Source organism: Pseudarthrobacter sp. SORGH_AS 212 (assembly GCF_030818145.1).
GTDB lineage: Bacteria > Actinomycetota > Actinomycetes > Actinomycetales > Micrococcaceae > Arthrobacter.
In genome coordinates, this window is the sequence record NZ_JAUTAA010000001.1 from 653503 (window position 1) to 666268 (window position 12766).

Below are 12766 nucleotides of genomic sequence, written 5' to 3' on the forward strand. Positions count from 1 at the left end.
CGTGTGGGCCTTTTGGCCAGAGATCCATTTTAGCGCCTCGAACCTTGGAGCAGCCTCCCAATAATCCCCGCTGGAGGGGCCGCGTTACCTCGAATATCGCTTCCCGCCACGGCCGGAAGCCGGGTTATCGGGCGGTTTTCGGTAGGCTGGCAGATGTGACTTTTCCAGTAATAGGTGTTGTTGGCGGCGGCCAGCTTGCCCGAATGATGGCCCCAGCCGCGACTGCCCTCGGCTTCGAACTCCGAGTCCTGGCGGAAGGTGAGGACGTCTCTGCCGTCTCCGCGGTGTCCACATCCCCGGTGGGGGACTACAAGGACCTGCAGACGCTCCTGGACTTTGCCAAGGACCTCGACGTCATGACGTTCGACCACGAGCACGTCCCGGCTGCCCACCTCCGGGCACTCCAGGAGGCCGGGGTCAACATCCAGCCAGGCCCCGACGCCCTCATCCACGCCCAGGACAAACTGGTGATGCGGGCAGCCATTGACCGGCTGGAACTGCCCAACCCGGTGTGGGCCTCCGTTGACGACGTTGATGCGCTGGTGCGCTTCGGCGATGACACCGGCTGGCCCGTGGTCCTGAAGACTCCGCGCGGCGGCTACGACGGCAAGGGCGTCAGGATCGTCGGGTCGGCGGACGAGGCGGCCGGAACAGCCGACTGGTTCGCCGCAATGAGCCCGCTCCTGGCGGAGGCCAAGGTGGAGTTCACCCGGGAGCTTTCAGCGCTGGTGGCACGGACCCCGGACGGTGAGGCCCGCGCCTGGCCCGTTGTCCACACCATCCAGGTGGACGGTGTGTGCGACGAAGTCATCGCCCCCGCCCAGGACATCCCCGTGGAGGTTGCGGCAGCAGCCGAGGACGCCGCGCTGCGGATCGCCGCAGAACTTGGTGTGACCGGTGTGCTGGCGGTGGAACTCTTTGAGACTCCCGGGACCGGGGCGGGCTTCCTGATCAATGAATTGGCGATGCGCCCGCACAACACCGGGCACTGGACCCAGGACGGCGCGGTGACCAGCCAGTTTGAGCAGCACCTGCGTGCAGTCCTGAACCTTCCGCTGGGCGCTACCGACGCGCTGGCTCCGGTAACAGTCATGAAGAACTTTCTGGGCGGCGACAACCAGGACCTGTATGCGGCATTCCCGCAGGCCCTGGCCAGCGAACCTGCGGCCAAGGTGCACTGCTACGGCAAGTCGGTGCGGCCCGGACGCAAGATCGGCCACGTCAATCTGGTGGGCGCCTCCACCACGGAAGTAGAGTCAGTGCGGCGCCGGGCCGGGATTGTGGCCGGCATCATCCGTGACGGGCGGGCACCGGCAGAAGAGCCGCCCATGACATTCGAGGAGAACGCATGAGCGCCCCCATCACCCCGGCCAACGGATCCGCGGCAAGCCCCCTGGTGGGGCTGGTTATGGGCTCCGATTCGGATTGGCCCGTCATGGAAGCGGCGGCGGAAGCACTGGCAGAGTTCGGCATCCCGTTCGAGGCCGACGTGGTGTCCGCGCACCGGATGCCCACGGAGATGATCCGGTACGGCCAGACCGCCCACGAGCGCGGGCTTCGCGTCATCATCGCCGGCGCCGGCGGCGCGGCACACCTGCCCGGTATGTTGGCCAGCGTCACTCCCCTGCCGGTCATCGGGGTGCCTGTTCCACTGAAGACGCTGGACGGCATGGACTCCCTGCTGTCCATCGTCCAGATGCCCGCCGGCGTGCCCGTAGCCACGGTATCCATTGCCGGAGCCCGCAACGCAGGCCTGCTGGCCGTGCGCATGCTGGCTTCCGGGACCGACGAACTCGCCGCGTCCCTCCGCGCGGACCTGCTCGAGTTCGCCGCGGACCTCAACGCCGTGGCGTCCCGCAAGGGTGCCAACCTCCGGCAGAAGGTCAGCGAGGTCTTTGCCGAGGGCAGCGGAACACTGCGGGGCAACCGTTAGGACCGCCGAAATGTCCAGCAGCAAGGTCCCCCAGTCCGGGTCTGACACGTCCCTGACAGACCCCGTCCGCTACCCGGTGAGCGCGTCGCCGCCGGTGCGGACCAAGCGCGCGTTCGTCCTGATCCTGCTGACACTGTTCGTTCCGGGCAGCGCACAGCTCGTGGCGGGCGACCGTAAACTTGGGCGGACGGCGCTGCGCGTGACGCTCTGCGCCTGGGCGGCAATCGTCCTTGCACTCCTGCTGCTGCTCTTCAACCGGCCCCTGCTCATCAACGTCATCACCAACCAGTTCGCCTCGCTGGTGATCATCCTCGTCCTGGTGGCCCTCGCCGTCGGCTGGGCTGTCCTGTTCATCAATACCCTGCGCCTCATCCGGCCTGTGCTGCTGGTTCCCGGCGCGCGGCCGGGCGTCGGCATCGCCCTTGTCCTGGCACTGGTGATCAGCAGCGGATCCCTGGGCTACGCGGCCTATCTGCTCAACGTGGGGCGCAACGCCATTGGCAGCATCTTCTCCTCCGGTCCGGCCATCGAGCCCGTGGACGGACGCTACAACTTCCTCATGATGGGCGGCGACGCCGGTGATGACCGCACCGGCCGCCGGCCGGACAGCCTGTCGGTGCTCAGCGTCGATGCCAAGACCGGGCAGACGGCCATCATCTCCATTCCCCGCAACTTCCAGAACGCCCAATTCAGTGAGGGCTCGCCCATGCGTTCGGTCTACCCGGACGGCTACAACTGCGGCGACGAATGCCTGATCAACGCCATCAACACCGAAGTCACCAACCAGTACGCGGACCTTTACCCTGGAGTGGCCGATCCCGGCGCCCAGGCCACCATGGAAGCGGTGTCCGGAACGCTGGGGATGCCCATCCAGGCATACGTCCTGGTGGACATGGAAGGCTTCTCCACGCTCATTGACGCCATGGGCGGGATCAGGATCAAGGCAGGCGGCTGGGTTCCCATGAGCGGATACTTCGACGAAGCCACCAAGACGCACGGCATGCCGCTCGGCTGGATCCCGGCCGGCGAGCAGACCCTGAATGGCGACCAGGCACTGTGGTACGGACGGGTCCCGCGAATACGTGGACGACTACGCCCGGATCCAGCGCCAGCAGTGCGTGCAGCAGGCCATGCTCAAGCAGCTCGATCCGGCCACCCTCCTCGCCAAGTTCGAGGATATTGCCAAGGCCGGAACCAAGGTGGTGGACTCCAACATCTCCTCCTCGCAGCTGGGCAGCTTCGTGGACCTCGCCATGAAAGCCAAGGGCAAGGAGGCCAAGCGCCTCACCCTCGGCCCGCCGGACTTTGACGCGTCGTTCTCCACCGTGCCTGACTTCGACCAGATCCACGAGAGGGTGGACCAGTTGCTGGCCTCCGCATCCGGTGCCCAGTCGGCAGGAACGGCCGACGACGTCATGGCAGTACCAGCCGCGGGCGGCGGGCACGTCCAGGCATCCGGCAGCCGCTCCCCCGGAGTGCTGCAGGCCGGCGGGAGCACTGCGCAGCAGGCCACCCCTGCGCCGGCGGACTTCACCCCGGTGACCACCACGCCCGAGGGCGAACCGATCACTGCGGAGATGCTGAACCAGCTCAAGAGCGAAGGCAATGAGGAAGCCATCCGGCAGCTCGTGGCAACGAACGGCCAGTGCGCGCCGCTTTAGCGTGCGTGCCCGGAAACGTCCTGACAGCCCTACCCAAGAAACGGAACGGTTTTGTACGAGATTGACAACGTCCTCCGGGACTACGCGTGGGGATCCACCACAGCCATCGCAGCCCTCCTTGGCCGGCCGGAGTCCGGTGCCCCCGAGGCTGAACTCTGGATCGGCGCCCATCCTGACTCGCCGTCCACCGCCCATGTCCCGGAGGACCGGAGCACAACGCCGCTGGATGCGCTGATCACCTCGGACCCGGAGCATTTCCTGGGGGCGGAGTCCGTGGCACGTTTCGGGCCGCGCCTGCCGTTCCTGGCGAAGATCCTTGCCGCTGCCCAGCCGCTGTCCCTCCAGGTCCACCCCAGCCTGCAGCAGGCACAGGACGGGTTCGCCCGTGAAAACGCTGAGGGCGTGGCCCCGGACGCCCCGCACCGGAATTACCGCGACGACAACCACAAACCGGAAATGATCCTGGCGCTGACGCCGTTCGAGGCCCTCTGCGGCTTCCGGTCCTTAGCGGCCACCCGTGAGGTCCTGCAGCACGTTGCGGACGCGGTTACCCGTGAAGCGGGGTCCCCCGGGGATTCCGGGCGTGAGGGCGCTGCCCTGGTGGCGGCCCTGCTTTCGGATCTCGACGACGGAGCCCACAGTGGTGATGAAGGCGCCGGCCTGCGCAGGGCCTTCGAACGGCTCATCACCGGCGGGGAGACCGTCGCCACGGCCACGTCGCAGGTGGTTGCCGCACTGATCGGCGGCAGCCTCGCTCCTTATGAGGCCGAACTCGGCACAGTCATCAGCCTGAACGAGAAGTACCCGGGCGACCCGGGCGTGCTGATTTCCCTGCTGCTGAACCGCCTCTCGCTGCAGCCGGGCGAGGCCGTATACCTCCCCGCGGGCAACGTGCATGCCTACCTGCACGGCCTGGGGGTGGAGGTGATGGCGTCCTCAGACAACGTGCTGCGCGGTGGCCTCACGCCGAAGTACGTTGATGTTCCCGAACTGCTGCGCACCATCGACTTCAGCCCGGTGGCGGTCCCCATGCTGGGCGCCGAACGGTCGGAGCTGGGCCAGGAACTCTTCAGGCCGCCCTTCGCGGAGTTCCAGCTCCAGCGGATTCAGCTCTCCCCCGGAGACGGCCCGGTGCCGCTGGCACAGTCCGGCGCAGCAGTGGTGATCGTGGTGGCCGGAGGAATCTACCTGGACTCACCCAAGGGCGACCTGCGCCTGGACCGCGGTGCCAGCGCCTTCCTCGCAGCTGCCGAGGCTCCGGTGAACGTGCACCTGGCCTCAGACAGCGCCGAGGCGGCCCTGGCGTTCGCTGTGACGACCGGCCTTTAGCCCCGGCGCAGCAGCGTCCGTGCCCGTCCGGCGGCGGCTTTTGCCAGCCGCCGGGCCGTCTGGAGCCCGCGGCGGGCCAGCGGCATCGCTTTTGAGTAGGCCGGGTAGAACGGTGAGAGCGGTTTTTCCCACGTTCCCAGCAGCATGTTTTCGTGCTTCGCGAACTGCTTCTTGAAATCGGAGATGCCGTCGTTGAGCAGGCCGTTGAAGTCGTACCGGGAGCATCCGTCCTCCCGCATTGACTGCAGGGCGGCCCATTTGACGCCGTAGTTCACGCGCTGCTTCTGTCCTTCGGCCGAGACGCCGCCGTAGAGTTCGAACGCTGTGGCGCCGCTGCGGGCGAGCCAGACGAAGGCCAGCAGCTGCTCGCCGTCGAACGCTCCAATGACGGGTGAGCCGTCACCGAGGTTCCGGAAGATGTCGCGGTAGTACTGGTCCTCGTGGATGCCAAACCCGGCGCGCTCGGCTGTCTCGTGGTAGATGGCCAGGACCTGTTCGAGCTCGGACTCGTTCTTGATCTTGCGGAATTCGACCTCGCTGCGCATCGCCTTCCGGATGTTCGCCCGGGTCGATTTGGACATTTCGGCCATGAGCTCGTCATCGGTCCGGGTGAGGTCCAGGATCAGGGTCCTGGGAATGAGCACGGTGTTGGTGGTTTCCCGGAAGCCTGCCCCGGCCACGGCCCCGGCGTAAGCCGAGTCCCTGTCCCAGTCGGGTTCGATGCTCAGGGCCACGCCGCGGTGCCGGATGGCGGCGTGGTCAGCGAGGCTGTTGAGGACGGCCTGGGTGTCCTCAACAGAGCACATCGGGCCCCGGGGGATGTAGACCAGTGCCCGGAAAGGCAGCGGCAGCGGGCGGACCAGCAGCTGGGCGGCTCCGACTGTGGTCTCGCCGTCCTTCAGCAGCACCCGGTCCACCGACCAGCCATGCATGGCCTTGGTCTCTCCCCAGCCCCACAACTGCTGCGGATGCCCCTTGAACGTGTCGACGGATTCGTCCCAGAGGGCGCGGTCAGTACAGGGCACAACGGCAGGAATCATGGCTTAAACCCTATACCAGCCTTGAACGCCGAAGCCCCGGAGCGCCGTTGGGCACTCCGGGGCTTTCCGGGAACTGCGGTCAGCTCTTGCGGGCGTAGCCTTCCCACTTGCTGGCCTGGTGCTCGCCGTCCACGAAGCGGATGGTGCCGGACTTGGAACGCATCACGATGGACTGGGTCAGGACCTTGTCCTTGGAGTAACGCACGCCGCGCAGCAGGTCGCCGTCGGTGATGCCGGTTGCCGCAAAGTAGCAGTTGTCGCTGGAGACGAGGTCGTTGGTGGAGAGGACCCGCTCAAGGTCGTGGCCGGCGTCGATCGCCTTCTGCTTCTCTTCGTCGCTGGTGGGCCACAGGCGGCCCTGGATCACGCCGCCGAGGGACTTGATGGCGCAGGCAGCGACGATGCCTTCAGGGGTGCCGCCGATGCCCATCAGGGCGTCAACACCGGTGCCGGAACGGGCTGCGGCGATGGCGCCGGCGACGTCGCCGTCCATGATGAACTTGGTGCGGGCGCCGGCTTCGCGGATCTCCTCGACCAGCGGGGCGGTGGCGGTCCCTGTCCAGGATCATCACGTTGAGCTGGTTGACCTTCACGCCCTTGGCCTTGGCGATCAGGTGCAGGTTCTGCTTGACCGGCAGGCGCAGGTCCACCATGTCAGCAGCCTCCGGCCCGGTGACGAGCTTTTCCATGTAGAAGACGGCGGAGGGGTCGAACATGGAACCGCGTTCCGCCACGGCGAGGACGGCCAGGGCGTTGTTGATGCCCAGGGCGGTCAGCCGGGTCCCGTCGATCGGGTCAACAGCAACGTCGCACTCGGGGCCGGTGCCGTCGCCGACGCGTTCACCGTTGAACAGCATGGGGGCTTCGTCTTTTTCGCCTTCGCCGATGACCACAACGCCGTTGAAGTGGACGGTCTGCAGGAAGGAGCGCATGGCGTCGACGGCTGCACCGTCGGCCGTGTTCTTGTCGCCGAAGCCCACCCAGTGTCCGCCGGCGATGGCTGCTGCCTCGGTGACGCGGACGAGCTCGAGGGCAAGGTTGCGGTCCGGCTCATCGTTGCCCACAGCAAGGGACGGTGAAATCGTGGAGTACTTCTGGGTCATGGACGCTGGTGACACGTTAACCTCTTCTTCGAGTGGCGATCATTGAACCCGTCCCGCCGGAGCAGCTGGACGGTGATTCCTCTGCTTTCGATCATAGTCGCGGGAGGCCGTGCCGGACGGCGGATGACGCACACCCGCAATGTGCACACAGTGTGCAGGACTCCCTCCGGGAGCCGCCGAATGGAAGTCCCATGCCGGCATGGGCGACTATGGAGGGGTGAATGAGATGCAGGAGAAGACCAGCCCCACCCCTGACCCGGCAGGAACCGGAGGCAGCGGCGGGGCCGGCGCCGGGGACGCAGGCGCCCCCGTAAAGCCTGTCATTCCGGCAGCAGCGGCCAAGCGGGCGAACGCTTCGGTCATCGGCATGGTCATCGCCCTGGCGGTGAGCATCGCCGCGTTCCTTCCCGTCATCCTCATGAACCCGCTGCCCAAGAGTGACGGATACCGCCCGGACATCGACGTCGCAGGCATCTCCCAGCGGGCTGCCGATGTGGCGGGATTCACACCCGCGGCGCCGGATACCGGCAACGCGTTCCGCCCCAACTATGCGCGGTGGGAGGCAGGGACGGGCAGCGGCGTTCCCACGTGGGAGGTGGGTTTCCTGACCCCCAAGGAGTCCTTCATCGCCCTGGTGCAGACGAACAAGGCCAACCCCACCTGGCTCCTGCAGCAGACAAGGAACGCCCCGGTGACCGGGACCCGCAACGCGGGCGGCCAGGAATGGGAGCTCCGGGACACCGGCAAGGGTGAGAAGTCGATGGTGCTGGATTACCGCGGCACCACCGTGATCCTCTCCGGCGCGGCGCAGCTGGACGAGTTCGGCACCCTGGCCGACGCCGTCGTGAAATCCATGGACAGCAACCCGGCCGTCACAGTTTCACCGTCGGCGCCTGCCGCACCTTAATGTAGTAAGCGTGGCTACTAATCTGACTCCTGCACTGGCCTGGCGCCGCCTGCGCGAAGGCAATGAACGATTCGTCAACGGCGAGTCCTCGCATCCGAACCAAAACGCCGACCACCGGTCGTCCCTGGTGGAGACCCAGCACCCGTTCGCTGTCATCTTTGGCTGCTCCGACTCCCGGCTCGCCGCGGAAATCATCTTCGACGTGGGCCTCGGCGACGTTTTCGTGGTGCGCACCGCCGGCCAGGTCATCGACGACGCCGTGCTGGGCTCGCTCGAGTACAGCGTCGGTGTGCTCGGGGTGCCGCTGATCGTGATCCTTGGCCACGACAGCTGCGGAGCGGTCACAGCCACCAAGTCGGCTGTCGAGACCGGCGAGATGCCCACCGGCTTCATCCGCGACCTCGTGGAGCGCATCACGCCCTCTGTCCTGACCTCGCTGCGCAACGGCCAGCCGGAGGTCAACGACATGGTGGTGGAGCACGTCAAGCAGACGTCCCAGCGCCTTGTGGACAGCTCGCGTGTGATTTCCGACGCAATCGAGGAAGGCCGCACTGCGGTCATCGGCCTTTCGTACCGGCTGGCCGAGGGCCGCGCCGACCTTGTTTCCGGAATCGGCGAGCTCTAGCAACCAGTGGCGGACCCGTGAGGCGGGTCCCGGGACGGCCGGGCAGGCCGCTCCGGGGCCCGCTTCACGGTTTTCGATGGGGCGGCCGGGAGCCATAAGCTAGCCCCATGACTTCCACTGAAGAGTTCCGCATTGAACATGACACGATGGGCGAAGTCCGCGTCCCCGTGAACGCACTGTACCGCGCGCAGACGCAGCGGGCAGTAGAGAATTTCCCCATCTCCGGCAAGACCCTGGAGCGCACCCACATCGAGGCGCTGGCACAGGTCAAGAAGGCAGCTGCCCAGGCCAACGCAGAACTGGGCGTGCTCGACGGCGAGCTCGCCAAGGCGATTGCCGACGCTGCCGATGAGGTGGCAGCCGGCAAGTACGACGGCGACTTCCCCATCGACGTCTTCCAGACCGGTTCCGGCACCTCCTCGAACATGAACACCAACGAGGTCCTGGCAGAGCTGGCCACGCGAGCGCTGAAGGCCGCCGGCAGCGACAAGGTGGTCCACCCCAACGACCACGTCAACGCTTCGCAGTCCTCGAATGACGTGTTCCCCACGTCCGTTCACGTGGCCGCCACGTCGGCGCTGATCAACGACCTCATCCCCGCCCTCGGCTACCTGGCCGAGTCGCTGGAGCGCAAGGCCGTTGAGTTCAAGGACGTCGTCAAGTCCGGCCGCACGCACCTGATGGACGCCACCCCGGTGACCCTGGGCCAGGAGTTCGGCGGCTACGCCGCACAGGTCCGCTACGGCATCGAACGCATCAACGCCGCACTCCCCCGCGTCGCAGAAGTTCCGCTGGGCGGCACCGCTGTGGGCACCGGCATCAACACCCCCGCCGGCTTCCCGGAACGGGTTATCGAGCTGCTCGCCACGGACACCGGCCTGCCTCTGACAGAGGCCCGCGACCACTTTGAGGCACAGGCCAACCGCGACGGCCTGATCGAGGCGTCCAGCCAGCTGCGCAACATCGCGATCTCCTTCATGAAGATCAACAACGACCTCCGCTGGATGGGTTCGGGCCCCAACACCGGCCTCGGCGAAATCGCCATCCCGGACCTGCAGCCCGGCTCCTCCATCATGCCCGGCAAGGTTAACCCGGTCATCTGCGAGGCATCCATCATGGTGGCGGCCCAGGTCATCGGCAACGACACCGCCATCGCCTGGTCCGGCACCAACGGCGCTTTCGAGCTCAACGTCGGCATCCCGGTGATGGCCGCCAACCTGCTCGAGTCCATCCGCCTGCTGGCCAACACCAGCCGCGTGATGGCGGACAAGATGATTGACGGCATCACGGCCAACGTGGAGCGTGCCCGCTTCCTGGCCGAGGCCTCCCCCTCGATCGTCACGCCGCTGAACAAGTACATCGGTTACGAGAACGCAGCCAAGATCGCCAAGATCGCGGTCAAGGAGGGCCTGACCATCCGCCAGGCCACCGAGAAGCTCGGCTTCGTCGGCGAAGGCGAAGGCAAGGTCTCCGAGGCCGACCTCGACAAGGCATTGGACGTCACCACCATGACGGCTCCGGCGCACAAGGCCTAAAGACCTTAACGCCCGACGGCGGCCGCCCACCTTCCCAGCGAAGGCGGGCGGCCGCCGTCGTACTTTAAGGCCCTCCCGCCCAACCGCAGCAAAACTTGCACCATCGCCTGCTTAGTGCAAAACTTTACTCTGTGACCGATAGTGCAAATTCAGATCCGGGCCTGCGCGAACGCAAACGGGCCGCCACCCGGACCGCCATCACCGCCGCCGCCAGGGCCCTGACCTCGGCGAGGGGCCTCAATGGCTACACCGTGGAGGAAGTCTGCGAGGCGGCCGGCATTTCACGCCGGACCTTCTTCAACTACTTCCCCACCAAGGAAGACGCCATCATCGGCCACGCTGAGGACGATGTTCCGGCGGACGTCATCGAAGAATTCGTCGCCGGCGCCGCGGGCTCCCCCGCCGGCGACATCTCCCCCACGCTGTTCCAGGACCTGGTGAAACTGTCCCTGCGGCTGGCCGAAGGCATGTCGGCTTCCGAAGAGGAAACCCGTCAACTGATCGCCGTGGTCAAGAAGGAACCACAGCTCATCCTGCGGATCATCGGGGTAACTGAGCAGCGCGAGGCGCAGTTCGCCCGCGACGTCGCGCGGCGTGAAGGGGTGGCCCCGGACCACCCCGTGGTCCAGATGGCCGTAGTGCTGCTGGGCACCATCGCCCGCAAAAGCAGCATGGCCTACTTCTCCGACGGCAATACCCGCAGCTACCCGGAGCTGCTGCTGGAAAACATTTCGGCAGCGAGCCTCCTCTTCTCCCAACCATTCGACAGCACGGCACCCGCCGCAGCAGAAGGAAACGCATGAGTACCGCAACCGCCACACCGCCGGCAGGGCCCCTGCTGCTGACCCAAAAACGCATCTGGATCATTTTCTCGGCCCTGATCGCCGGGATGCTGCTGTCCAGCCTTGACCAGACCATCGTCTCCACTGCGATGCCCACCATCGTCGGCAAGCTCGGCGGTGTGGAACACCAGGCCTGGATCACCACCGCCTACCTGCTGGCCACCACCATCGTGATGCCCATCTACGGAAAATTCGGTGACATCCTGGGCCGGCGCAACCTGTTCCTGGTGGCCATCGCCCTGTTCACCCTGGCCTCCCTTGGCTGCGCCCTGGCCACGGACTTCTGGGGCTTCGTCATCTTCCGCGCCATCCAGGGGCTGGGCGGCGGCGGACTCATGATCCTCTCCCAGGCCATCATCGCCGACATCGTGCCGGCCAAGGACCGCGGCAAGTACATGGGCCCGCTGGGCGCCATCTTCGGCCTGTCCGCCGTGGCCGGCCCGCTGCTGGGCGGCTTCTTCGTAGACCACCTCACCTGGGAATGGGCCTTCTACATCAACATCCCCGTTGGCCTGGCCGCCTTCGCCATCGCCTGGTTCGCCCTGACGCTGCCGAACAAGAAGGCTGAGAAGCGGATCGATGTCCTGGGCGTTGTGCTGCTCTCCGTCGCCACCACCTGCCTGATCTTCTTCACCGACTTCGGCGGCAAGAAGGATGAGGGCTGGGATTCGCCCCTTACCTGGGCCTTCGGCGCCGGCCTGCTGGTGTCCGCCGCCGCGTTTGTCTTCGTGGAGCGCCGCGCGGGAGACCCCATCATCCCGCTGAGCCTGTTCCGCAACCGGATCTTCATCAACGCCACCGCCATCGGCTTCACCCTGGGCCTCGGCATGTTCTCGGCCATCGCGTTCGTTCCCACGTTCCTGCAGATGTCCTCCGGCACGTCCGCCGCCGAGTCCGGGCTGCTCATGCTCCCCATGATGGCCGGCCTGATGGGTACCTCCATCTACTCGGGTATCCGGATTTCCAAGACGGGCAAGTACAAGATGTTCCCCATCCTGGGCGCTGCGCTCACGATGGCCGCCATGCTCTGGATGACCACCCTGGCCGCGAGCACACCCATCTGGGTGATCTGCGTGCAGCTGTTCGTGTTCGGCGCCGGCCTGGGCCTGATCATGCAGGTGGTGGTCCTCGTGGTGCAGAACTCCGTCCCTGCTGAGCAGATCGGTACCGCCACCAGCACCAACAACTACTTCCGCGAGGTGGGCGCCGCCATGGGCGTGGCGATCTTCGGATCCCTGTTCACCACCCGCCTGTCCGAGTCGCTGACCAGTGCCTTCACCGGTGCGGGCGCATCGGCCGAGCAGGCATCGCAGTCCACCAGCACCCTGGACCCCCAGGCCATGAACCAGCTCCCGGAGCAGCTGCGTGACGCGATCGTCAACGCCTACGCTGATTCGCTGGCCCCGGTGTTCTGGTACCTGGTGCCGTTTATCGCCATTGCCCTGCTGTTGGCCATCACGCTCAAGCAGATCCCGCTGTCCGATACTGCCGGCATGGTGGCCCGCGGCGAAGCCGTCGGCGGCGAGGAAGCCGAGCGGCTGGCCGCCGGCCTGCCCGGCGTTTCCGCAGGGCAGCATGCTCCCGCCGGGGAAGCCGTGGACGCTGGCGACACGGCCATGGCGCGGGACGACGACGGCGAGCTGGTCCCGCAGGGCCGCTGACCGCCGTCGTACGCACCACCGCCGCGCCTGGTCCGGGTGCCGCGGATGAACAACAGGGACGCCGCAATCTTTGGGGGTTGCGGCGTCCCTGTTCCTGTCAGCGGCCTGTCTGGGGGTTGCGGCCCGGGTC

9 protein-coding genes and 2 pseudogenes are annotated in these 12766 nt (G+C 66.5%); 9 read left to right on the forward strand and 2 right to left on the reverse strand.

Translation table 11 applies throughout. The features are described 5' to 3' along the window. Nucleotides 1–155: 155 nt before the first annotated feature. The 4 genes and pseudogenes from QE394_RS02845 to manA all read left to right on the forward strand — a co-directional run bounded on the left by QE394_RS02845 (nucleotide 156) and on the right by manA (nucleotide 4923). Nucleotides 156–1352 (forward strand): 5-(carboxyamino)imidazole ribonucleotide synthase, encoded by a 1197-nt coding sequence (locus QE394_RS02845; protein WP_261620944.1) that lies wholly within the window; start codon nucleotides 156–158, stop codon nucleotides 1350–1352. Next, nucleotides 1349–1933: a 5-(carboxyamino)imidazole ribonucleotide mutase gene (gene purE, locus QE394_RS02850; RefSeq protein ID WP_261620945.1), complete on the forward strand. Its 585-nt coding sequence runs from the start codon at nucleotides 1349–1351 to the stop codon at nucleotides 1931–1933. The genes QE394_RS02845 and purE overlap by 4 nt, the downstream gene beginning before the upstream one ends. 10 nt (nucleotides 1934–1943) lie before the next feature. Then, nucleotides 1944–3594, forward strand: a pseudogene (locus tag QE394_RS02855) (LCP family protein). Between the two features lie 51 nt (nucleotides 3595–3645). Then, nucleotides 3646–4923, forward strand: a complete 1278-nt coding sequence (gene manA / locus QE394_RS02860; protein WP_349033668.1) for a mannose-6-phosphate isomerase, class I — start codon at nucleotides 3646–3648, stop codon at nucleotides 4921–4923. On the opposite strand, the gene QE394_RS02865 is transcribed toward manA, so the two are convergent. Together QE394_RS02865 and glpX are read right to left on the reverse strand one after the other, a co-directional pair. Next, a complete protein-coding gene (locus QE394_RS02865) occupies nucleotides 4920–5963 on the reverse strand; it encodes a peptidoglycan bridge formation glycyltransferase FemA/FemB family protein (RefSeq protein WP_349033669.1) in 1044 nt (347 codons plus the stop codon). The genes manA and QE394_RS02865 overlap by 4 nt on opposite strands. A 79-nt stretch (nucleotides 5964–6042) precedes the next feature. After that, nucleotides 6043–7066: pseudogene (glpX, locus tag QE394_RS02870) on the reverse strand (class II fructose-bisphosphatase). Nucleotides 7067–7292: 226 nt separating this feature from the next. On the opposite strand from glpX, the gene QE394_RS02875 reads away from it, so the two are divergent. The 5 genes from QE394_RS02875 to QE394_RS02895 all read left to right on the forward strand — a co-directional run bounded on the left by QE394_RS02875 (nucleotide 7293) and on the right by QE394_RS02895 (nucleotide 12636). Then, complete coding sequence (locus QE394_RS02875) at nucleotides 7293–7973, forward strand: DUF4245 domain-containing protein (RefSeq protein WP_235501549.1); 681 nt, start codon at nucleotides 7293–7295, stop codon at nucleotides 7971–7973. A 10-nt stretch (nucleotides 7974–7983) separates the two neighbouring features. Next, the gene (locus QE394_RS02880) at nucleotides 7984–8598 is read left to right on the forward strand and encodes a carbonic anhydrase (RefSeq protein WP_015936467.1); all 615 of its coding nucleotides are present in this window, start codon (nucleotides 7984–7986) and stop codon (nucleotides 8596–8598) included. A 107-nt stretch (nucleotides 8599–8705) separates the two neighbouring features. Further along, on the forward strand, nucleotides 8706–10133 hold the full coding sequence (locus QE394_RS02885; RefSeq protein ID WP_015936466.1) for a class II fumarate hydratase: 1428 nt from the start codon (nucleotides 8706–8708) through the stop codon (nucleotides 10131–10133). A gap of 131 nt (nucleotides 10134–10264) precedes the next feature. Further along, complete coding sequence (locus QE394_RS02890; protein ID WP_261620602.1) at nucleotides 10265–10936, forward strand: TetR/AcrR family transcriptional regulator; 672 nt, start codon at nucleotides 10265–10267, stop codon at nucleotides 10934–10936. Beyond that, nucleotides 10933–12636 (forward strand): MDR family MFS transporter, encoded by a 1704-nt coding sequence (locus QE394_RS02895; protein WP_349033670.1) that lies wholly within the window; start codon nucleotides 10933–10935, stop codon nucleotides 12634–12636. Before QE394_RS02890 ends, QE394_RS02895 begins: the two co-directional genes overlap by 4 nt. Nucleotides 12637–12766: the final 130 nt, after the last annotated feature.